We start from the raw sequence: 19657 nt of genomic DNA on the forward strand, positions 1-19657 counted from the left end.
GCGGACAGACCGCTCGGTCTGGACGAGTGCGGCCCGGCTCACACCGTTCGGGTGGCGTTCTCGCTGCCTGATAATGTTATCACACATTTATCATGTTCCCAATACAATCAAATCGCATGTCTTCCAGACTCGCCAGCGGCGGCCTCCGGGTCGCTACGCTCGCGCTCGTGTCGCTCGTTTTGCTATCGACTGTGACCGGTACCGTTGCCGCGCAGTCGTATCAGGGAGCAAACGGAACCATAATCATCGGACCTGGCGAGACGTACGACAGCGTTGAGGGGGTCGCCGGGACGGTCATCGTTCGCGGGACGGTGACCGGAGACGTCGAAACCGCGGCAGGGACCGTCCACGTCACCGAGACCGGCGAGGTGGGTGGGAACATCGAGGCTGCGGCGGGGACTGTCCGTATCGACGGCACTGTCGGCGGCAACGTCAGCGTCGCCGGCGGGACAGTCGAGATCGGCGAGACAGCCCAGATTGGCGGACACCTCGAAGCAGGTGCTGGCTTCCTCGCGATTCATGGGACGGTCGACGGGACCGTCCGTGCTGGTGCAGAGGAGTTCGTCCTCGGGCCGACGGCGTCGGTCGGCGGCGACGTCCGCTACGACGCAGCCACGTTCACCCGCGATCCCGAGGCCACCATCGGCGGGAGTGTCGTTCAGGACGAGAGCATCGGCGACAGCGCCGGGCCGGACTCCGGCGAGTTCGCGCTTCCGTCATGGATCGGTGTCGTCTACGGCCTGCTCGTAAACCTCCTGCTGGGTGCGATCCTACTGGCCGCCTTCCCGTCGTTTTCAGCGCGCGTCGCCGGACACGTCGCGGAGCGCCCGGCGAAGTCCGGGGGCGTCGGCCTGCTGACACTCGTCGCCGTGCCCGTCGTCCTCGTCGTTCTCCTGTTCACCATCGTCGGCATCCCGCTCTCGCTGGTCGGTGCCGTCATTTTCGGCGTCGCGGTGTGGGTCGCCGTCGTCTACGGCCAGTTCGCCGCTGGGTCGTGGGCGCTCTCGCTCGCTGACCGGGAGAACCGCTGGCTCGCGCTCGTCGTCGGCCTCATCGGGTTTGCAATTCTCGGTGCGATACCGGTTGTCGGGTGGGTGTTCGAACTGCTTGCGCTTTTACTCGGCCTCGGCGCACTGGCACTCACCCTCAGAGAGTCCTACCAGCGCCGTGGGAACGTCGCAGACGGGCGGCAAACGACACTTGACGAGGTCGACAGCGATACCACCGCGGCCTGAAGTCCGAGCGACACGCCGCCGTTGGCTCCCCTCCAGTCACTCAGCTTCGATACTCAACAACTCTTGACCGTGGCGTAGACTGTCTCAACTATCAGTCCGTCCACCAGATGCGCCCGCCGGACGAGGTGATGCCGAGAGCGCTCTCCACGGTCGAAACTCCATTGCTCGCGGGTCACTTCGCTCACCGTTCGCTTTACCGAGGGCCGCGCTTCGCGCGCCCTCGCTACTCCCGAAGCGCGTCTTCTCTCTCCGTCGCTTCCAGCGTCTCCTCCTCGACATCGGTCGCCACCACAGCGGGCTTGTACGCCCCGCCGGGAATCAGGTCGTTCTCGCCGACTGAAGAGTCGACGAAGCGCTGGAAGGCGCGCCGTTCCGGCGGCAGTTCGCCGTACAGTACCTCGTCCTTGACGAGATCGTAGACGGGAATCCGCGGCGTCAGGAGCGTGTTCTCACCGACAATCGAGCCTTCGCCAACGACGAAGCCGCTGGTGACGCGACAGCCAGCGCCCAGCGATACCTCGTCCTCAACGATGACTGGGGCGTTCTCGACCGGTTCGAGGACGCCGCCGATGAGCGTGTTCGCGCCGAGCTTGACGTTCTCGCCGATCTGGGCGCAGGAACCGACGGTGTCACAGGAGTCGATGAGCGTCCCGTCGCCGACGTACGCCCCGATGTTGACGAACGAGGGCGACATCATGATGCAGTCCTCACCGAGGTACGCGCCACGGCGGATGGTCGTGCCGTCCGGCGTGTTGCGGGTCCCGCGCTCGCCGAGGTCCTCAGTCTCCCGGAGTGGGAGCACGTCGTGGTAGTCGACGCCGCCGTACTCCCGGGCGACGGTCTCGCGCAGGCCGAAGTTCAGCAGAATGCCCTGCTTGACCCACGCGTTCGCCTCCCATTCGCCGCCGGACTTCTCCGCGGCGCGGACCTCCCCCGCTTCCAGCGCCGCGAGGAATTCATCGAGTACGGCGAGGTGGTCGTCGGTCGTGTCGGCCGCCGAGAGGCCGTCCTGTTTCCGTTGCCAGAGGTCGCCGATATCGGCTTCGAGGCTCATACCACCCGGTTGCGACGCCGGGGGCTTACCTATCGGGGTTTCGGGATGGGTGTGCTACCATGCCGCATTTTCCGTCTGTCGTTCTCTCAGTCGGACCCGCGGCCGGGGATGTACCCACATTCCCGGCACATACTGATGCGCGGTGCCGTCGCTTCGAATTCGCTGGAACATCGCGGGCAATCGGTCGCTGGTAGTTGTACGCGCTGGTTCGTAGCCATAGACGATACGCGGCAACTCCGACATATAAGGCTGACCGTGGTATTGAGAGAGGTATTCGAGTGTGTATTATCACATATTCATATTTTCCGAATACCGGGTGTCGATATGGTCGCCGCTCACCGATCCGTCGATAGTAACAATTGAAACGATTTACACACTGATCGCACTACAGTCGTCCGATCAGGTGTGCATTGATTTTCAACGGCTACTATAGAACCGCAATCAATTGCCGTGAGTAGACCACTGAAAACCGTTCCGTGTTTCCCCTCCGGTCTCCTTCAGGCGTCTACAACGTCGCCGAACTCGTACCAGCCGGCGTCGCGGCCGACGAGCCACGTCGCCGCATCGAGTGCGCCGGCAGCGAACACGCCGCGGTCCTCGGCCCGGTGGGAGAGCGAGAGGACTTCGTCGTTGCCGGCCAGCACGAGTTCGTGCTCCCCGCGAATGTCACCGGCTCGCCTGGCGAACACGCCGATTTCGTCGTCATCGCGCGGTGCGTGCCCTTCCCGGCCGTACACCGGCTCTACGTCGCGCTCCTCTTGGATCACGTCGAGGATACTGTTGGCCGTCCCCGACGGCGCGTCGACCTTGCGGTTGTGGTGGGTCTCCATGAGTTCGAGGTCGTAGTCGTCGAGCGTCCCGACGGCCTCGCTGACGAGGCGCTGGAGGACCTGAATTCCCTGCGAGAAGTTGGTCGCCTTCAGCAGCGGAACCTCCTCACTGGCGTCTCGCAGACTGGCCATCCCGTCCTCGTCGAAGCCGGTGGTTCCGACGACCATCGAGACGCCCGCTTCGACGCAGGCTTCGGCGACGGTCAGCGCACCCTCTGGGACAGCGAAGTCGACGACAACGTCCACGTCGTACTCCCGGAGCGCCTCGGCGGCATCGGCGAGGTCGACGACCGGGACGCCGTCGACCGCGTTGGTATCGCTGGTCGCAAAGCCGACCACGACCTCGCTGTCGGTGGCGGCCTCGATGACAGCGCCACCCATCTGGCCGGTGACGCCGTTGACCGCCACCCGCGTCATCGCTCGGCCTCCGCGTACTCGTCTTCGAGGTCTTCGGTTTCGAGCGTCACGAGCACGTCACGCAGGTGGTCGAGGTGTTCGTCGGACAGGCGGGTTAGCGGCGAGCGGAGATGTGCCGGGCCGTAGCCCCGAATCCGCATCGCTTCCTTGACCGGGATGGGGTTTGTCTCGACGAACATCGCGCGGAACAGCGGGCCGAGTTCGTGGTGGATCGCTCGCGCTCGCTCGAAATCGCCGGACAGCGCCGCACCGACCATCGCGCAGGTGCGCTCCGGTTCGATGTTGGCCGAGACGGAGATACAGCCGGTCCCGCCGACCGACAGCATCGGTAGCGTCATCCCGTCGTCGCCGGACAGCACCGCGAAGTCCTCGTCCCGCGTGCGTTCGATGATCTCTGAAATCTGTCCCATGTCGCCGCTCGCAGCCTTGTAGGCCTGGATGTTCGGGTGTGCGGCGAGTTCGACCGCCGTATCCGGGTCGATGTTCTGGCCCGTCCGCGAGGGGACGTTGTAGACGATCTGTGGCAGGTCGACGGCGTCAGCCAGCGTCGTGTAGTGGTCGAGGAACCCCTGCTGTTCGGGCTTGTTGTAGTACGGCGAGATGAGCAACAGCGCGTCAGCGCCGGCCTCGGCGGAGCGCCGGGACAGCTCCAGCGCTTCCTTGGTGTTGTTCGACCCCGAGCCGGCGATGACCGGCACGTCGTCGACGGCGTCGATGACCGCCTCGACGACCTCGATGTGTTCGTCGTGCGAGAGCGTCGCCGATTCACCGGTCGAGCCGACCGGAACGAGGCCGTCGACGCCGGCGGATTCGAGCCGCTGGGCGTCCTCTTGGAGTGTTTCGAAGTCGATACTGCCGTCCTGGTGGAACGGCGTGCACATAGCCGGGAACACGCCGCGGAAGTCGATAGCTGTCATTGCTGAGTGTGTGGTGTCGCTGTGGGTTCGGTTGTCCGGTCGGAAACGGTGCGATAGCCGGCCGATACCGCCGGCTGTTGTGTGTCAAACGTCCTGACCCGAGACGGAGTCGCCACGTCCGCCACGAGTCGCTAAAACGTCGGCTTGCGTTTCGCGCGGACGACGCCCTCACCGGGGAGCCACGAGGCGGTTCCGGACTGACGGCGTCGTCGCATGGTCGAGTAACCAAGCGTGACCGACTTAGCTTTTGTGTTCTCGCTGTCGCCTTTCACAGTGCATTCGAAGCCTTATCGAGTCGTCGCATGGAGACGGCGGGACCCCCATCGTGTGGCAGTACGCCAGCGTTTCCCTCGGCTTGTCTGGGAGACGCTGCTGGAGCAGGCCCGACTGCATTTTGGTATTTGCGTCCTGTCTGAAACAAGCGGTCAGAGGTGTACACATTACATTCTGACAATAACACATAAGTATCAGTCACAAAACACATACTGCAAGGTACATAATATCGGCAGGTATGCGTCGAAGACACTATCTTTTAGCCACCTCCAGCGTCTTCGGATTCGCCGGCTGTTCGAGTACCAGCAGTGATCCGACCGAGACAGCTGCAAAAACGGAAACCGAGAACACTGAGCAACAAACAGCTGGAAATACCGAAGAGATGACAGAGCGTCAACTCAGTGGTCACATTCGGCCAGCTGAGAGTCCTGAGTCCCCGGTAAAAGAACTCTCGTGTGAGAAGGGCAACTTCACTCGCCACCCGCCAATGTATGACGAAGGCTCCGTTCCGTGGGGAGATACCGGGTATGTATCACTACGGATTGATGGGACAGCGTTTGAATACGGTGACACAGCCCAAATTACGCTGACAAACGTGTCTGATCGCACCCTCTCTCTGGGTCTTAAGTATCTGTACCAGATCGAACTGCTCACTGAAGATGGCTGGCAAGATGTCCGTGGACAGACCGGGGACGATGAGTTTCAATACGTAGATATGGGTACCGAGGCAGCGCCTGGGCAGGTATTTGAATGGTCGCTCCGTCTGACCGAAGAGGGGGTTGTTCCTGACGAGAAGGATTTTACTGTGTGTCCTGAACTCGTCTCCGGTCGGTATCGGTTCGTCTACTGGGCAGTTACTCCGGTAGCAGTTGCGTTCGACCTCCAGAAGTAGACTGTTCCACGCTTGTCTGAGTGAAACACAGTGCTCACTGAGTGGACTGCACTCCTCGGTAGTAAAGCCGTCTTATTGACATATTCTATCCACGGCTAGAGCTGCTGAAGCGACAACAACTGGTTAGTTGGGGCATAATTACGCCGTTCTTTCACGTTTGTATCCCGAAAGCATATTCGGGCCGATAGCCAATACCTGATATGACAGTTTCCCAGCCGGGACAGCGCGTGGCCGTACTGGCCGACGCGCAAAACCTCTATCACACTGCCCGGAGTCTTTACTCGCGGAACATCGACTACGAGGCACTACTGGAAGAGGCCGTTGACGGCCGCGAACTGACCCGCGCAATCGCCTACGTCATCCGCGCGGATTCGCCCGAAGAGGAGTCGTTTTTCGAAGCGCTCGTCGACATCGGCTTCGAGACGCGCATCAAGGACATCAAGACGTTCCAGGACGGATCGAAGAAGGCCGACTGGGATGTCGGGATGAGTCTCGACGCGGTCTCGCTAGCGAATCACGTCGATACGGTCGTGCTCTGTACCGGCGACGGGGACTTCGCTCGTGTGTGTCGGTATCTCCGCCACGAAGGCTGTCGCGTCGAAGCGATGGGCTTCGAAGAGTCGTCCTCCGAAGACCTCAAAGCGGCCGTTGATGGGTTCATCGACATGAGCGACGATTCCGACCGGTTCCTGCTATAGCCGACCCAGTGTGTGGGCGGTCGCTCCGGCGCTGTCTCCACCACTGGCCCAACCGTAACCGGAATAGCTTCCTGTGGCTCGACAGGCTCAGAGCTACTTGTGCTTGGGTTTCGAAGGAAAAGGCTCTCGGCGGTTAGACCGGGCGACCGTCTTCTGACGTTCCAACGAGGAGGGCTCCGGCGGCCAGCCCAAGTGCAGCCAGCGCTCCGGCAGCGGCCGGGATGCCGATGTCGATTGCCCCTGTACCAAGGATGAGCACGGTGCTGATCGCCAGCAGCGCAGCGCCCAGAATCACTTTTCGCGTGTCTGTAGCCATGTCACCCGTCACTTGGAAGTCATCCGGTATAAATTTCCCCAAAATCGACGGAGGAAAGTATGGTACTAGGAAGCAATGCCCACATCTTTCCTGAGAGACGCCACCGCTCCGGCCCGGCAGAACGGAAATTCCGGCCCACCTGCATAACTGAAGCAGCAAACACATCCCCGTGTAGTTCCCCCGACCAGTTGGGTCACAGAGACGGCGTGTTGCCACATGCTGAGGATAGTCGGTACACCCTCGCGCTCGTCACGGAACTGGCGCGAGATGGAGACCCACTGCAGTTCCAGGCGTCGTGGTCGGATCGCTGACCGCGGATCGGATACAGAGGCACACGCCCCGTGTACTCGGGCCGGGGCGACTGACGGAGCGAACCAATGGCATTCCGGTTCGGGACTCCGTCACCCATAGGGCCGGACCGGTGATTCGGAACGGATTGGGGGAGTGGCATTCACCATCGCCACACGATTTCGGTCGGCCGTGGTTCGGGCAGCCACGGTCGGGCAAACATTTCCTTTCGGACTGCGTCGAACAGTGGCACGGACAGAACCGAAAGGCGGTTTATCACCCGGCATCGAACACGGGCAATGAGTAACGACGAGTTCCGCGGACTCCGGCGCGCGGCCGACTACCAGTTCGGCGGTGGCGGCGGGACAGCGCTGTTCGCCGGCGCTGACGCCCTCGACGTAACACACACCAGCTCCGGCCGTCCGCGGCAGGTCCATGCCACGGATGGCCGGATCGCTACGTACGGCGACGACGGGCGCTTTCGGCTCGGACTCGCCGGCGGGAGCAGACTCCTCGATGCCTTCGACGGGCCGCGACACCGCGTGGTCGTCGGCGACGAGAGCGAGCCCTTCATCCGTGAGGGCCGCAACGCCTTCGCGAAGTTCGTCCAGTCCGCCGACAGCGCTCTCCGTCCGGGCGACGAAGCCCTCGTCGTCCACGAGGACGGCTATCTACTCGCCGTCGGTCGCGCGGAACTGCCCGGCAGCGGCATGGACGACTTCGAGACGGGCATGGCCGTGAAGGTCCGGCAGGGTGCAGAGGACTGACGGGTTTGTGGCGATCACCCGGGGCGTGCCGCCCTCGTGGGTTGGCACTATCCAGGATGGTCGACAAGGATTAGTATGACAGAAAGCATTTGCTGCTCCCTTCGAGACGAGCGATATGCGCCGCCGCACGCTCCTCGCCGCGCTTGCGCTCTCCCCAGTCGCCGGCTGCAGTGCGCCCGGTGACGACACGTCGACGGACGATTCGACACCATCGACAGCCACAACGACGCCACAGGAACAGCCGACAACAGCAGTGACCAGTACACCGCAGGACACGCCGACACCGACACCAACGCCCCCGCCAGACGATCCAATTCTGTTTGTCGTCGACAACGATACCGACAGCGAGCAGACTGTCACGCTCACCATCACGAGAAACGAAACGGCGGTACTGGACGAGACGGCGACGCTGGCTGCCGGCGAGTCGGTCGAGTATGACCCGATGATCGGTGCGACCGGCGAATACACGATCACTGTCGAGGTTCCTGGCGGCCCCAGCCGGACCATCGACCGGCCTATCGGCCGGTTCGCGGTCAGAAACGGCTCGAACCACTTCGTCGACATCACCGCCGAGGAGATACGGATATACTGGGAGGAGTAGTCACAGCACCAGTCCGGACTGCAGCAGCCACACGAGAACCGTCACCGTCACCGCGCTGACGACGGTCGTCAGGAACACGGTCGCGCTGACGAATTCGCCCGGCGAGCAGTCGCCAGTCTGATGGCTGAACGCGCCGACGAGGATGATGGTCGTCACGCCGGTCGGCGTCGCCAACAGGAGCACGACCACCCGCGCGACTGTCTGGTTCTGGAACCCGATTGCGAGCACCGCGGCAAACGCGAGCACTGGCGCCAGCAGGAGTTTCAACGCGCTGGCGATCCCGACCGACCGGAAATCGCTGTCCCCGTCGACGTTCGATAGCTGGATGCCGAGAATGAGCAACATCACCGGAATCGAGGCGTTGCCAAGCAGTTCGAGTGTCTGCATCACCGTCGAGTCTGTGGGCGGCACCGCACCGATCCATCGGAGCGCGAGCGCGACAACGACAGCGTAGACGAGTGGGACACCGAACACGCGGCGCATGTCCGCCAGCGGGCTGCTGCCACTGCCCCGGGCGGCAATGTAGATGCCGAGCGTGTAGAGCATCACGCCCTGCAGCGCGGTCACGAGGACGGCCGTGCTGCGCCCGGTCGCGCCGAAGGCGAAATCCGCCAGTGGAATGCCGTAGTTCCCGGTGTTGGGAAAGATAGACACGAGGACAAACGCGCCCAGCAAGGGTTCCGAGTGGCCCGTGAGGCGACCGACACCCTCTGCGAGGAGGACCATTGCGGCGGTGAACAGCACGACAGCGAGGACGACGCTCAGAATCGTATTGCCGGCCAGCGAGGACGTTGTCAGGCTGTGGACCACCAGCGCGGGCGCGAGAACGTACACCGTGATGGTGTTGAGCGCGTCGGGGTCGGTGCCTTTCACCCGGCCGAGGGCGAAGCCGGCCGCAGCGACGGCGACGACCGGGAGGATGGCCGTAGCGAAGATCGTCAGCAGTGACACGGCGGGGATGGACGGGCGAGCCTTAGAATCGTTACGAAGCCGCGGGAGCGTGCCGGTTTCGGCCGGTCGACAGAACGGTACCGCGACGAACTTCGGCCCGAGCCCGGGTCGCTACGCTTTTCTGCCCTGCCCCGCCAGTCCTACGTATGTTTGGCGGAGGCGGCGGGATGAACCCGCGCAAGATGAAGCAGATGATGGAACAGATGGGCATCGACATGGAGGACATCGATGCGCAGGAAGTAATTATCCGCACACCTGACGAGGAACTCGTCTTCGACGACGCGGAGGTCCAGCTCATGGAAGCGCAGGGCCAGAAAACGTACCAGGTCGTCGGCGAGCCTGAGAGCCGCGAACTCGGCTCCGGCGAGGGCTCGGCCGCGGCGGCTGCGGATGATGCCGACGAGAGCGGTAGCGACTCCGGCGTCGACGAGGACGACGTCGAACTCGTCGCGATGCGGGCGGGCGTCGACGAAGACACTGCGCGAGAAGCGCTGGAAGCCAACGACGGCGACCTCGCCGACGCGGTCGACGAACTGGAGTAACGTGGCGTATCTCTTCGTCCACGAAGACCGCGAGTACCTGCTGGACCCCGGCGAGCGCTTCGAGTCCGACCTCGGTATTCTGGAGGTCCCCGAGGACGTGGAACCGGGCGATGTCGTCGAGACGCATCTAGGCACCGGTTTCACCGTCCGCCGACTGCGCGGCCCGGACCTGTTCACCCACCTCGAACGCACCGGCGCGCCGATGATGCCCCGCGACGTGGGGCTGGTCGTCGGCAAGACCGGCGTGGCAGCGGCGGACCGCGTCCTCGACGCCGGCACCGGGACCGGCATCCTCAGCGCGTACATGGGCCGCATTGGCGCTGACGTGGTCACCTATGAGCAGGACCCGGAGTTCGCCGAGGTGGCGCGACAGAACATGGAGATCGCTGGCGTCGCGGACACCGTCGAGGTTCGGACCGGCGACATCACCGACGACCTCGACGACCTCTCGGGCTTTGACGTGTTGACGCTCGACACCGAGGACGCCCCGACTGTGGTCGAGCGAACGCCGACGCTGCTGGACCGTGGCGGATCGCTGGCGGTGTACTCCCCGTTCGTGGAAAACACGCGCGAGGTCGTGGCGACGGCCACCGAGGTCGGTCTTGACGGCGTCGAGACGCTCGACACCATCCAGCGGGAGATGGACTTCGACGACCGCGGCTCCCGCCCATCGACCGGTGGCGTCGGGCATACCGGCTACCTGACATTCGCGCGGCGGCCCTGACGGCTTCTGTCAGGCTACCCAAACCCCTGTCGTTGGGGTCGACTTTAAACATGTAGTAGCACGTACACTGTACTGCATGAGCGAATCAGAAACGCCGATGGAGACGACAACCTGGCCAGAGCTCGCAATCGGACTCTACGACCGCCTGACCGGGCGCAACGCGGAAATAACGTACGACTTCGACGACATGGAAGTCGACGTCCCGAGCAAGGCCGGCGAGGACGCCGAGCACGCTCGCTGGCGAGTCGATGGCACGCTGACTATCACGACACGCGATAACGACTGACAGTGGTCACCACGGCGAAGGCGGTCGGCGATCTGTTCGACCAGGTCGAGCGAAAGCCGGACCTGCTCGTCGACGCCGACCTGACCGTCGAGCGCGACGGGGTCGCGTTCAGCGTCCGCGGGTACGACGACCTCGTCGCCGTCGACCTACCGTCTTTCGGGGCGGCGCTCACCCTCTGGCGGGACCGACCGGTCGAGGGAAGGGACGCCGCCGCGGCGCTGACTGTGGCCGGACTGACGGCTGAAATCCGCGTTCGTGGTGCGCCCGTGGCCCGCCTCGGCGCGGACGCCGTTCCGAGCTCGCTCGCGAAACGACTCGGTCTCGGGCCGATAGAACTGTTCCTCGACGGCACGCTTCTGGCGCTTACGCCACGGCGCGGATGAGGTCAAGCAGTTCGGACCGGTAGTCCGACGGCGTCCGCCGGAGCGCTTCCGGCGGATTCTCAATATCCAGGAGTGTCGCCAGCGACCGGTCGGGGTACGCGCCGGCGGCGATACGGAACCCCTCGCCGTGCCAAACGCCGACCCAGCCGGTAATCGACAGCGTCGCGTCGGCCGTTTCGAGGTCGAGTTCGGCGCTGTAGGTCCGGAGCCGCGCCCGGTCGCCGCTGTCGACGCGAACCCGCTCGCTCCGCCCGCGTTCGACGGACTCGAACCCTCTGTCGGCCAGTTCGTCGGCGAAGGCCGACTGAGCCTCCGAGCGGACTGTCGGGAGAATCACCGCCTGGCCGATACCCGGCGCGAGCGGCGGGGTAAACGACAGTGCGGTCGCGAAGAAGAACCGCCACTGGTGGTCGAGCCCGACCGCGTCCCGGACGGCTTCGCGTGTCTCGGCGGCGTCGTACACCTTCGTTGCCCCCTCGACGCGGGCCGTCGGCAACTGAAAGACAGTTTCGACGCTCTCGTCGACGAGCTCCCAGCCGCCGTCGCGCAGCCGGTCCGCGGGAACGTCCGGGAACGCGGGGTCAGTGGGCACGGTCCGGCCTCAGTGGTCGTCCTCTCGCCACTTGTGTTCGCACTCGGTACAGGTGAAAAAGCGCGTCTCGGACTCGTCGGCCGCGCGGATCTGTTTCATCTCGTAGAAGGCCCGCTCGTTGCCACACTCGGGACAGCGTGCGCCCGTCGTCGGTCCCATGTCTTCGGCGTCGACCTCGGAGGTGTCGACGACTTCCGACTCCTCCTGGCCCTGCGTGGTGACGGCCATCTCCTGTTCGGTCTCGGCGTTTCGAGCCTTTTCGTAGCCACAACTACCGCAGACCCAGCGCTCGTCGTCCGTTTTCATCATCGAACCGCATTCGTCGCAAAACTCCATTGTAGTACCACCGTTTGCCTGCCGACCGTGTTAAATACCCGGTTTCGCCCAGGCCGTTCTGTCGGTCCCCATCGCTGTGCAGTGCGGAAGCTTAGCAAAATCGGAGTGCCGACGGTATCAGTCGTTGCGAACCCACGCCGAACAGGGTTCCATGTCGTCCATGACCTCGCCGTTGAACGAACAGTACGGCTCGATGTCGCCGTCCTGCATCACGTATTCGAAGTGCCGGCAGTTCCCGCAGTAGGTGTCCGGTTCGCCCTGGTGGACCGCCGTCTCGGTAATCGCGTCGTGCCCCGCCGTCGCCGTGCCACCGTCGGTCGATGTGGACCCTTCCGGGCCGGCCTCAGCTATTCTCGGGTCGAGCGCGTTCTCGGAAGGGCCGGTTCGGTTCGTCCCACGCGACGCGGTGTTTTGATGGCCGGTGTTCGAGCCAGTGGTCGCCCGACGGTCCGACCGTCGCTCTGTCGCTGTGCCGCTGTCCGACCGTCGCTTGGACCGCGTGCTGCGGTCAGACTGCGTGCCGCCCGTCGGCTGTCGACTGCGGCCGTTGGCCGTGCGCGTAGTGCCCGAGTGCTGTCCGGTCCCACCGTCACTGACAGCGCCCTCGTCGGTCGCACTCGCTCGGTTCGTCTGCGTCTCGACCGTGCCGTCCGGGTCCTGTCCGAAAAACCCGATGCCGCCCAGTCCCGGCAGCGTCCGGGCTTCCTCGACGAGACGGATCGTCCCTTCCTCGGTCACTTCCATGCGTGCCGTCCCACCGGGGTCGTTTCGCGTCTTGAACGTCGCAAGCGACGCGAACAGGCACCAGAACGTCGTCACGATACCGGCGAAGTAGACGACGCCGGTGAGCAGTGCCAGCAGCGGGTCGCTGCTGGTCCAGCTGTAGGGATACAGCGACCGGAACAGCACGACGCCGACTGTTGCGACGCCCGTGCCACCGAGGGCGGTCAGCCGGATTCGACGACTGGCCGGTAACACCGCGAACACGCCGAGGATGACCGACGGCAGCCCGAGCCCGGCGATGACGCCGGCGATCCGCCTGGCTGCGTAGGCGTCCAGCCCGTATCTGTTTCCGATGCCGGTCGTTGCGAGCGCGATTGCCCCGACGAGTCCGGCAACACCAACGAGAAACAGGGCTGTCCCGACGAGTTGCTGGCGGCGCGATGCGACGCGCCCAACCTCCCCTTCGTACACGTCGGTGAGACTAGTCATGCAGTATACTACTGCTACATCCGATAAAACTACCCGTCAGACAGATGCATGACGCGGGCACGCGCGTGATTCACCAAGTGCGCGAGCCGTTCCGAAAGCACTAATCGGACCCACGGGAACAGTTCGGGTATGAGCGACGACGAAAGCGAGGACGCGGAGGAGCCGGCTGTCGAACTCGGCGACGGACCCGACGTTGCCGGTGCGCCGCTGGCCCGCGTCTCGGCCCGGCTCACCTGGGGCATCGAACACAGCACTATCGTCGACCGCGAGGGGGACACGACGATTCGGACGCCGGACGGCCCGCAGGAACTCGCAACGGTGCTCGAGGACGTCGACGTTCCGTACTTCGCCGACCGCCAGGAGTTCGAGAACGCGGTCCGGGACGTCATCGGGACCGGCCCCATCCCGACCGAGTGAGGGCGGGAGCGGACTTCTGTGGCACCAGCACGACCCATCCCAGTTACAACTGCTGTGATCTGTGCGGCGTGTGTTATCACCCCCTTATACTCGCGGTCCGATATCGCGTCGAACCACAGGCTTTGATAGCGTCTGTTGCGGAGACAGCGTGTGTTCCACAGAAGTGGCCTCTCCTGGAAAGAGCGTGCCGCCTTCGCTGTCTGGGGACTCGGGGTATTCATCGTCCTCCGGACTCTGTACGACGTATTCGGCGTGGCAGGGCGAGAACTAGCTATCGCGGCTGGTGTCCTGGTTTTTGGCTCGTTCTACAGCGTCTTCATGCCAGTCTGGCGGCGGTTCTCAGCGGAATGACTCACACGAAGAACCGGCGGGACAGACACAGCGGCGTCACCGTTCCGACGCAGTTGGATCCACTATCGTAACGCCACAACGCAACAGTTTGCTACCTGTTACCGCATATTTTCGAGCGCATACACCGTGTCGGAGATGAGCCATTCCGTCTCACAATCGGCGTGCTCGATACTGAGCGCGTTGAAGGTCTCTCGTCCGTCATCAACCGTTATTTCGAACGCTCGGCTACGAAGCGACTCGGGATGGGGACTCGGTGGGGACACACATCTCCATCATAGAGTGGGACCGATAAACGAGTCGATTCGCCGCGACAGGCCCATTACGCGCCGATTGGCCGCCGTCTGGCGATTGGTTATGAATCGCCCGACTCGCTCACTTCGGCTCTGCCGCGGTGCTTGCCGAACAGGTACGCGGCCACGACGAGTGCGAGGGGAACGACGAGAAACATCCCCATCGTGACGAGCATGACGACCATTTCAGTAGTACCGGGCATCCCGGGAAACAGGAGGAGGGCCATACGCCCCGTACATCCGCCTGTCTCAAAAGTCCAACTCAGGGTCCACTGTTTAGCGTCGGGTACGCAGACCGGGAATCGCGTTCTACCACCGGCAGCCCCGCGTTAGACGTGTGGCTCCGGGAGCAGGTCGTCGAATGCCTGTCCGTCCAGCCATTCGCAGAGCCTGACGAGCTGTTCGGTCGCGGCCTCGAACATCTCCGCCCCCTTCTCGGCCGTGGCGTCGGTCTGGTCGCCGAGAACACCATTGCCAGTGTTATCAGCGGCATCGTAGAAGGTCCGCGAACCGTACTTCTTTGTCTCCGCCGCCTCGACGCTCGGAATCCCGCCGTCCCGTGCGTCTTCGAGGCGGTCGTCGTGAACCAGTTCGGCGCGCAAGTGTTGGATCATGGCCGTCTCCTTCGGCCCGCCGTGTGGCCCGTTCTGCTCGAACAGGTCGTCCACGAGGTCCGGAATGCTCTCGTCCCACATCCACTCGATGGCGTACAGCACTTCGTCGTCCCGGAGCCGCCGGCCGACCTCCCGGAGGTGCTCGACGTTCCCGCCGTGGGCGTTCACGTAGATGACCCGGTCGATGCCGTGGTACGCCAGGTTCCGGGTGAACGACTCGACGTAGTCGCGAAACACCGGCGCGTCGACCCACATCGTCCCGTTGAACTGTCTGTGATGGGGGCTCACGCCGACGTTGATGGTCGGGGTGCAGAGGTAGCCAGTCCTGTCGGCGGCTTCTCGGGCGAAGGCTTCCCCGATGAGGTGGTCCGTCGCCAGCGGGAGATGCGGCCCGTGTTGCTCTGTCGACCCGAGCGGGACGAGCGCGAGCGACTCCGTCTCGAAATAGTCGCCGAGGTCCGGCCAGGTCTCGTCGGCAAGGTACATACCACTGCTGGTGACGGACGCGTCTTGAATCTGTGCTTCGCCACGGCCCCGCGGCGGGATTCAGGTAGCACGAAGGACTCAGTCGAACAGCTCGTAGACACGAGCCTCGTACGGCGCGAGCGTCACCGTTTCCGGGTTCTGGTCGTCGTGGTCGTAATTGCACTCTCGCAGCGTCGCATCGGCGTACTCGACCGGCAGGTCGAAGGTTTCCGTCGCGTCGTCGAAGTGCAGGACGACGAGGACTTTCTCGGTTCCCGAGTCCGTCGACAACGACCGCGTGAAGGCGAAGACGGTTTCGTGGTCGGGGAGCAGGTCGGTGTAGTCCCCGTACACGAGCACGTCTCTGTCGGAGCGTAACTGGATGAGCCGCTGGTAGTAGTTGTAAACGGAGTCCGGATCGGCCTGCTGGTCGGCCGCGTTGATCTCCCTGTAGTTCGAATTGACCTGAATCCAGGGGTCGCCGTCGGTGAAGCCGGCGTATTCCGAGTCGTCCCACTGCATCGGCGTCCGGGCGTTGTCGCGGGTCCGGTAGCCGACCACGTCTTTCACGTCATCGTAGTCGTCGACGCCCTCCCGGTCGAGTAGCTCTCGCGCGTGGTTGATGGCGTCCACGTCGCGGAGGTCGTCCATCGTGTCCCAGTCGGCGTTGGTCATCCCGAGTTCCTGCCCCTGGTAGATGTAGGGCGTGCCACGGAGCGTGAGGAGGAACGTTCCGAGCAGCTTCGCGGATTCCCGGCGGTAGTTCTCGGTGTCGCCGTAGCGTGAGACGCTCCGCGGCTGGTCGTGGTTCTCCCAGTACAGCGTGTTCCAGCCGTCCGCCGCCAGCCCGTCCTGCCAGCGGTCGACGATACGCTTCAGCTCCGGCAGGCTCCAGTCGCCGACCGACCACCGCTCGCCGTCAGCGTAATCCAGTTTCGTGTGCTGGAAGTGAAACGCCATGTCCAGCGGGCCGTCCGCGCCGGCGTACTCGCGGGCCGACTCGACGGTGAGCTGTGGCATCTCCCCGACGGTCATCACGTCATAGTTCGATAGCACTTCGTCGTCTAACGCCGTCAAGTACGACAGCATCTCCGGGCCGTCGATGAAATGCTCGGCACCGACCCACTCGCTGTCCGGATCGCCGTCGGGCAGCCCCTCGACTTTCGACAGAAGGTTGATGACATCCATCCGGAAGCCGTCGATGCCCTTCTCCAGCCACCACTCGATGGTGTCGAAGATATCCTGTCGAACGGCGTCGTTGCGCCAGTTCAGGTCCGGCTGTGAGGTGTCGTACAGGTGGAGGAAGTACTCGCCGCGCTCCTCGTCGTACTCCCAGGCGGAGCCCCCGAAGAAGGACTCCCAGTTGTTCGGTGGCGCGGGCTCGCCGTCCTCGTCTGTTCCGCCCTCGCGCCAGATGTAGTAGTCGTCGTACTCCGGGTCGCGCTGGCGGGACTTCCGGAACCACTCGTGTTGGTCCGAGGTGTGATTGACGACGAGATCCATGACGAGCCGCATGTCCCGGTCGTGGACCTCCTCAAGTAGCGCTTCCCAGTCGGCCATCGTCCCGAACTCGTCGTAGATGGCCTGATAATCGCTGATGTCGTAACCGTTGTCCTTCTGCGGGGAGTCGTACACCGGGTTGAGCCAGATGACGTCGACGCCGAGGTCGGCGACGTAGTCCAGGCGCTCGATGATGCCCTGTAAGTCGCCGACGCCATCACCGTCGCTGTCGTTGAAGCTCCGGGGATAGATCTGGTAGACGACTGCCTCCTTCCACCAGGCGCGCTCTGCGGTCATACAGAGGGGTAGCCTGACGTGTTGCTTAAATCCACGGGTTCATACAACACCCGTTGTAAACTTCTTGGCCCCGCCAATTAGAGATGGCCGTAGTACCGCTACAGTTCCAGCACCGTGTGTCGCGGCAGTTCGAGGTCGTAGCCGACTGCCGAGACCGTCTCGGTTGGCCAGTCGCCGGTCGCTGACAGCAGTTCGATGTCGTCGGCCGAGACGAGATAGGTATCCTCGCTCTTCGCGCCGTCGATAGTCGGGTTCCACGCGTACCCATGTGGCAACGCGACCTCGCCCTCGTGTCCGGGCGTGGCGATCCATTCCCGGCCGGCGAAGCCTGTCGCACCACCCTGGTGATGGTTCTGCCACTCGCCTTCCCAGCCGACCTCGGCGTAGGCGTTCTGGATAGCGTCGAACACGTCGCCCGCTGTGCCACCATCCTGCCCGGCTGCCTGTGTCGCGGCCAGCGCAGTGGTCTCGACGCGGGCGGCTTTGCGGGTTCGCTCCACGAGCCACTCCGGCGGGTCGAACGCGACCGCTCGGGTGGCGCTGACGTGGAGACCGTCCCGCTGGACGGTCACCGATATGAGCGCGTAGTCGCCGAGTTCAGTTTCGGTCGAGGTGTAATGGCGGTAGGATTGTGCCCGCTCGGCACTGCCGACGAGTACGACGGGCGTAGCGATGCCTCGGCCTTCGAGTTTCTGTCGGAGCACGGCGGTCACATCGAGTTCGGTGTGGGACGGCTCGACGTTCCGCGCGACAGCTTCGACTGCTTCAGCCGTGTCTCGCGCGAGGTCACGACACTGCTCTATCTGGGCCTCGGTCAGTGGCTGTCGGAGCTGTGTGGCGTCGACTGATTCGAAGCCGGGGACGTCGAAGTCCGCCGCCGCCGGGGTCGGGCTCGCTTCGGCGACAGCCTCGGCCAGCGACTGTGCGTGCCAGTCGAACGTTTCGACGGCCACATCGCTTTCGAGTTCCTCGTCACGTAGCCGCGGCGCTTCGATGTTGTCGGCAACGACCCGTACCTCGTCGCCGTCGTAGCCCGCGGCGGCGACGCCGATGTCGCCCTCCCGGTCGACGACGTTGTCGCCGCCTCCCGTAAGCCACGCGAAGGAGTTCGGTCGGGCGAACCAGACGGCTTCGAGTCCCGCTGCCCGGCGGTACTGGTCGAGACGGTCTGTAAGCGTCATACCCTGACATCCCTCCGGCCCCCAGTAAAAACCAGGGACAACACGCGGCGACAGGACCGGCGCCACAGGTCTCGCACAGCGGCAACTACGACACACACCGTTCGCTACTATCGCGCCCGACACCGCTCCTGATACTGCTGGCTGTAACTATTTCAAGAGATTCGCCACCCCGAAGTGGTGATATTCGTCACAGACGTACAGCCGGCAGTATGACTCACTCGGCGATGCCGCTGTCAGGGTCCCGGGACTGCAGCAGCGAGTACATGACCGACTGGAAGGCGTCGCTGTCGACGGACTCCACGACGTGGGTGTTCGGTTCGCCGTCAGTCACGCCGTTGACGTCGACGCTGGTGTACCCGCGGGTGAGTCCGTCGCGGTCGTCCACCGCGACGTGATACGTCGACACCTCCTCGCGGAGTTCCGGGTACGCCAGCAACGCGGCGGTGACGCTGTCCGGGAGTGCCGTCCATCCGGAATCGTCGGGGCCTTCGCTGTTGAACGCCCGGGCCTGCTCGGTTACCGACTCGAAGAACGACGCCAGTTCAGTGTCGAACGCCGACACCGCCTCGAACTCGGAGGAGCCAAACACTGCGTCTCGAAGACACACGCCCCAGTCGACGAGCGTCACCTCGAAGGCGTCGAACACGCGTTTGGCAGCGTCGGGGTCGACCCACAGATTGAATTCCGCGGCAGGAGTGACGTTCCCCTCACAGTTGACGTTCCCGCCCATCACCCACACCTCATCGACAAGCTCCGGAAGTTCAGGCTCGCGGGCGTACGCCAGCGCCAGATTGGTCAGCGGTCCGATACAGAGCAGTGTGATTTCACCCGGGGCCGCTCGACAGCGGTCGACGATCTCGTCGGGGCCAAACCCTGCCGCCGACTCGATACCGGTGTCGGGGAACACGTCCCCGCCGAGGCCGTCCTCACCGTGAATGTACGTCGCGTGTTCGAATTCCTTGAGAAGCGGCTGTCTCGCCCCTTCGTAGACGGGTACGTCGAGAGAATCGGCGAGTTCGAGCGTGTACTTCGCGTTCTCGACCTCTCTGTCGAAGGGCACGTTGCCGGCGACAACCGTGATTGCGTCGACGGTGACTCGGTCGCTGAGACAGGACAGCAAAATTGCCTGTGTGTCGTCGCCCGCGGTGTCCGTGTCGATGATGACGCGTCGCATACGCCCTCGTCGTATGGCACATATAAACCGTTCCGGGCCACAACTGCGTGCCAC

Annotated in this window: 25 protein-coding genes; 11 read left to right on the top strand and 14 right to left on the bottom strand. The window is 63.8% G+C overall.

The features are described from left to right. Window positions 1-116: 116 nt before the first annotated feature. Window positions 117-1235, top strand: a complete 1119-nt coding sequence (locus SG26_RS12545) for a polymer-forming cytoskeletal protein (protein ID WP_050037738.1) — start codon at window positions 117-119, stop codon at window positions 1233-1235. Window positions 1236-1458: 223 nt separating this feature from the next. On the opposite strand, the gene SG26_RS12550 is transcribed toward SG26_RS12545, so the two are convergent. From SG26_RS12550 to dapA, 3 genes are all read right to left on the bottom strand, one after another. Next, window positions 1459-2289, bottom strand: a complete 831-nt coding sequence (locus tag SG26_RS12550; RefSeq protein ID WP_050037739.1) for a 2,3,4,5-tetrahydropyridine-2,6-dicarboxylate N-succinyltransferase — start codon at window positions 2287-2289, stop codon at window positions 1459-1461. 497 nt (window positions 2290-2786) lie between these two features. Further along, window positions 2787-3536: a 4-hydroxy-tetrahydrodipicolinate reductase gene (gene dapB, locus SG26_RS12555; protein WP_050037740.1), complete on the bottom strand. Its 750-nt coding sequence runs from the start codon at window positions 3534-3536 to the stop codon at window positions 2787-2789. Beyond that, complete coding sequence (gene dapA, locus SG26_RS12560; protein ID WP_050037741.1) at window positions 3533-4453, bottom strand: 4-hydroxy-tetrahydrodipicolinate synthase; 921 nt, start codon at window positions 4451-4453, stop codon at window positions 3533-3535. Before dapA ends, dapB begins: the two co-directional genes overlap by 4 nt. Before the next feature lie 511 nt (window positions 4454-4964). On the opposite strand from dapA, the gene SG26_RS12565 reads away from it, so the two are divergent. Both SG26_RS12565 and SG26_RS12570 read left to right on the top strand, forming a co-directional pair. Then, entirely contained in the window at window positions 4965-5618 is a 654-nt protein-coding gene (locus tag SG26_RS12565; protein WP_050037742.1) for a hypothetical protein, read from the top strand. A gap of 200 nt (window positions 5619-5818) precedes the next feature. After that, window positions 5819-6316 (top strand): NYN domain-containing protein, encoded by a 498-nt coding sequence (locus SG26_RS12570; protein WP_004516675.1) that lies wholly within the window; start codon window positions 5819-5821, stop codon window positions 6314-6316. Window positions 6317-6449: 133 nt separating this feature from the next. Here SG26_RS12570 and SG26_RS12575 read toward each other — a convergent pair whose 3' ends face one another. After that, window positions 6450-6632 (bottom strand): hypothetical protein, encoded by a 183-nt coding sequence (locus SG26_RS12575; RefSeq protein WP_008310160.1) that lies wholly within the window; start codon window positions 6630-6632, stop codon window positions 6450-6452. A 587-nt stretch (window positions 6633-7219) separates the two neighbouring features. Between SG26_RS12575 and SG26_RS12580 the strand changes: the two genes are divergently transcribed. Together SG26_RS12580 and SG26_RS12585 are read left to right on the top strand one after the other, a co-directional pair. Continuing rightward, window positions 7220-7687: a PUA domain-containing protein gene (locus SG26_RS12580; RefSeq protein WP_050037743.1), complete on the top strand. Its 468-nt coding sequence runs from the start codon at window positions 7220-7222 to the stop codon at window positions 7685-7687. A 115-nt stretch (window positions 7688-7802) separates the two neighbouring features. Continuing rightward, entirely contained in the window at window positions 7803-8288 is a 486-nt protein-coding gene (locus SG26_RS12585) for a hypothetical protein (RefSeq protein WP_050006881.1), read from the top strand. On the opposite strand, the gene SG26_RS12590 is transcribed toward SG26_RS12585, so the two are convergent. Further along, the gene (locus SG26_RS12590) at window positions 8289-9239 is read right to left on the bottom strand and encodes an AEC family transporter (protein WP_050037744.1); all 951 of its coding nucleotides are present in this window, start codon (window positions 9237-9239) and stop codon (window positions 8289-8291) included. 146 nt (window positions 9240-9385) lie between these two features. Here SG26_RS12590 and SG26_RS12595 point away from each other — a divergent pair, with 146 nt between their 5' ends. From SG26_RS12595 to SG26_RS12610, 4 genes are all read left to right on the top strand, one after another. After that, window positions 9386-9781: a nascent polypeptide-associated complex protein gene (locus tag SG26_RS12595; RefSeq protein ID WP_008310152.1), complete on the top strand. Its 396-nt coding sequence runs from the start codon at window positions 9386-9388 to the stop codon at window positions 9779-9781. A 1-nt stretch (window position 9782) separates the two neighbouring features. Beyond that, window positions 9783-10505, top strand: coding sequence for a methyltransferase domain-containing protein (locus SG26_RS12600; RefSeq protein WP_004962944.1), 723 nt, complete (start codon window positions 9783-9785; stop codon window positions 10503-10505). A 76-nt stretch (window positions 10506-10581) separates the two neighbouring features. Then, window positions 10582-10791, top strand: coding sequence for a hypothetical protein (locus SG26_RS12605; protein ID WP_014039877.1), 210 nt, complete (start codon window positions 10582-10584; stop codon window positions 10789-10791). A gap of 2 nt (window positions 10792-10793) precedes the next feature. Beyond that, on the top strand, window positions 10794-11174 hold the full coding sequence (locus tag SG26_RS12610; RefSeq protein ID WP_014039878.1) for a hypothetical protein: 381 nt from the start codon (window positions 10794-10796) through the stop codon (window positions 11172-11174). Here the strand turns inward: SG26_RS12610 and SG26_RS12615 are convergent. The 3 genes from SG26_RS12615 to SG26_RS12625 all read right to left on the bottom strand — a co-directional run bounded on the left by SG26_RS12615 (window position 11155) and on the right by SG26_RS12625 (window position 13314). Continuing rightward, entirely contained in the window at window positions 11155-11766 is a 612-nt protein-coding gene (locus tag SG26_RS12615) for a hypothetical protein (protein ID WP_014039879.1), read from the bottom strand. The genes SG26_RS12610 and SG26_RS12615 overlap by 20 nt on opposite strands. 9 nt (window positions 11767-11775) lie before the next feature. Further along, complete coding sequence (locus SG26_RS12620) at window positions 11776-12102, bottom strand: transcription factor S (RefSeq protein ID WP_005535365.1); 327 nt, start codon at window positions 12100-12102, stop codon at window positions 11776-11778. A 117-nt stretch (window positions 12103-12219) separates the two neighbouring features. Beyond that, window positions 12220-13314: a hypothetical protein gene (locus SG26_RS12625; RefSeq protein ID WP_050037745.1), complete on the bottom strand. Its 1095-nt coding sequence runs from the start codon at window positions 13312-13314 to the stop codon at window positions 12220-12222. 129 nt (window positions 13315-13443) lie between these two features. Here SG26_RS12625 and SG26_RS12630 point away from each other — a divergent pair, with 129 nt between their 5' ends. Together SG26_RS12630 and SG26_RS12635 are read left to right on the top strand one after the other, a co-directional pair. After that, window positions 13444-13731 carry a DUF5789 family protein gene (locus tag SG26_RS12630; RefSeq protein ID WP_014039881.1) on the top strand — a complete coding sequence of 96 codons (288 nt, stop codon included), beginning with the start codon at window positions 13444-13446 and terminating at the stop codon, window positions 13729-13731. 150 nt (window positions 13732-13881) lie between these two features. Then, window positions 13882-14082 carry a hypothetical protein gene (locus SG26_RS12635; RefSeq protein WP_014039882.1) on the top strand — a complete coding sequence of 67 codons (201 nt, stop codon included), beginning with the start codon at window positions 13882-13884 and terminating at the stop codon, window positions 14080-14082. 98 nt (window positions 14083-14180) lie between these two features. On the opposite strand, the gene SG26_RS21650 is transcribed toward SG26_RS12635, so the two are convergent. The 6 genes from SG26_RS21650 to SG26_RS12655 all read right to left on the bottom strand — a co-directional run bounded on the left by SG26_RS21650 (window position 14181) and on the right by SG26_RS12655 (window position 19603). Next, window positions 14181-14345 (bottom strand): hypothetical protein, encoded by a 165-nt coding sequence (locus SG26_RS21650; protein ID WP_023843175.1) that lies wholly within the window; start codon window positions 14343-14345, stop codon window positions 14181-14183. A gap of 89 nt (window positions 14346-14434) precedes the next feature. Next, entirely contained in the window at window positions 14435-14599 is a 165-nt protein-coding gene (locus SG26_RS21655; protein WP_023843176.1) for a hypothetical protein, read from the bottom strand. Between the two features lie 102 nt (window positions 14600-14701). Further along, the gene (locus SG26_RS12640) at window positions 14702-15472 is read right to left on the bottom strand and encodes a creatininase family protein (RefSeq protein WP_014039884.1); all 771 of its coding nucleotides are present in this window, start codon (window positions 15470-15472) and stop codon (window positions 14702-14704) included. A 78-nt stretch (window positions 15473-15550) separates the two neighbouring features. Continuing rightward, window positions 15551-17248, bottom strand: coding sequence for an alpha-glucosidase (locus SG26_RS12645; RefSeq protein ID WP_050037746.1), 1698 nt, complete (start codon window positions 17246-17248; stop codon window positions 15551-15553). 98 nt (window positions 17249-17346) lie between these two features. Beyond that, entirely contained in the window at window positions 17347-18429 is a 1083-nt protein-coding gene (locus SG26_RS12650; protein WP_050037747.1) for a Xaa-Pro peptidase family protein, read from the bottom strand. Window positions 18430-18643: 214 nt separating this feature from the next. Next, window positions 18644-19603, bottom strand: coding sequence for a nucleoside hydrolase (locus SG26_RS12655; protein WP_050037748.1), 960 nt, complete (start codon window positions 19601-19603; stop codon window positions 18644-18646). Window positions 19604-19657 lie beyond the last annotated feature (54 nt).

It is taken from the genome of Haloarcula sp. CBA1115, from assembly GCF_000827835.1.
GTDB classification, from domain to species: domain Archaea; phylum Halobacteriota; class Halobacteria; order Halobacteriales; family Haloarculaceae; genus Haloarcula; species Haloarcula hispanica.

What these genes read in the sequence shown, in the direction of transcription:
- SG26_RS12545 (WP_050037738.1), top strand. Translation starts at nt 117, where the DNA reads ATGTCTTCCAGACTCGCCAGCGGCGGCCTCCGGGTCGCTACGCTCGCG.
- SG26_RS12550 (WP_050037739.1), bottom strand. Translation starts at nt 2,289, where the DNA reads ATGAGCCTCGAAGCCGATATCGGCGACCTCTGGCAACGGAAACAGGAC.
- dapB (WP_050037740.1), bottom strand. Translation starts at nt 3,536, where the DNA reads ATGACGCGGGTGGCGGTCAACGGCGTCACCGGCCAGATGGGTGGCGCT.
- dapA (WP_050037741.1), bottom strand. Translation starts at nt 4,453, where the DNA reads ATGACAGCTATCGACTTCCGCGGCGTGTTCCCGGCTATGTGCACGCCG.
- SG26_RS12565 (WP_050037742.1), top strand. Translation starts at nt 4,965, where the DNA reads ATGCGTCGAAGACACTATCTTTTAGCCACCTCCAGCGTCTTCGGATTC.
- SG26_RS12570 (WP_004516675.1), top strand. Translation starts at nt 5,819, where the DNA reads ATGACAGTTTCCCAGCCGGGACAGCGCGTGGCCGTACTGGCCGACGCG.
- SG26_RS12575 (WP_008310160.1), bottom strand. Translation starts at nt 6,632, where the DNA reads ATGGCTACAGACACGCGAAAAGTGATTCTGGGCGCTGCGCTGCTGGCG.
- SG26_RS12580 (WP_050037743.1), top strand. Translation starts at nt 7,220, where the DNA reads ATGAGTAACGACGAGTTCCGCGGACTCCGGCGCGCGGCCGACTACCAG.
- SG26_RS12585 (WP_050006881.1), top strand. Translation starts at nt 7,803, where the DNA reads ATGCGCCGCCGCACGCTCCTCGCCGCGCTTGCGCTCTCCCCAGTCGCC.
- SG26_RS12595 (WP_008310152.1), top strand. Translation starts at nt 9,386, where the DNA reads ATGTTTGGCGGAGGCGGCGGGATGAACCCGCGCAAGATGAAGCAGATG.
- SG26_RS12605 (WP_014039877.1), top strand. Translation starts at nt 10,582, where the DNA reads ATGAGCGAATCAGAAACGCCGATGGAGACGACAACCTGGCCAGAGCTC.
- SG26_RS12620 (WP_005535365.1), bottom strand. Translation starts at nt 12,102, where the DNA reads ATGGAGTTTTGCGACGAATGCGGTTCGATGATGAAAACGGACGACGAG.
- SG26_RS12625 (WP_050037745.1), bottom strand. Translation starts at nt 13,314, where the DNA reads ATGACTAGTCTCACCGACGTGTACGAAGGGGAGGTTGGGCGCGTCGCA.
- SG26_RS12630 (WP_014039881.1), top strand. Translation starts at nt 13,444, where the DNA reads ATGAGCGACGACGAAAGCGAGGACGCGGAGGAGCCGGCTGTCGAACTC.
- SG26_RS21655 (WP_023843176.1), bottom strand. Translation starts at nt 14,599, where the DNA reads ATGGCCCTCCTCCTGTTTCCCGGGATGCCCGGTACTACTGAAATGGTC.
- SG26_RS12640 (WP_014039884.1), bottom strand. Translation starts at nt 15,472, where the DNA reads ATGTACCTTGCCGACGAGACCTGGCCGGACCTCGGCGACTATTTCGAG.
- SG26_RS12645 (WP_050037746.1), bottom strand. Translation starts at nt 17,248, where the DNA reads ATGACCGCAGAGCGCGCCTGGTGGAAGGAGGCAGTCGTCTACCAGATC.
- SG26_RS12650 (WP_050037747.1), bottom strand. Translation starts at nt 18,429, where the DNA reads ATGACGCTTACAGACCGTCTCGACCAGTACCGCCGGGCAGCGGGACTC.
- SG26_RS12655 (WP_050037748.1), bottom strand. Translation starts at nt 19,603, where the DNA reads ATGCGACGCGTCATCATCGACACGGACACCGCGGGCGACGACACACAG.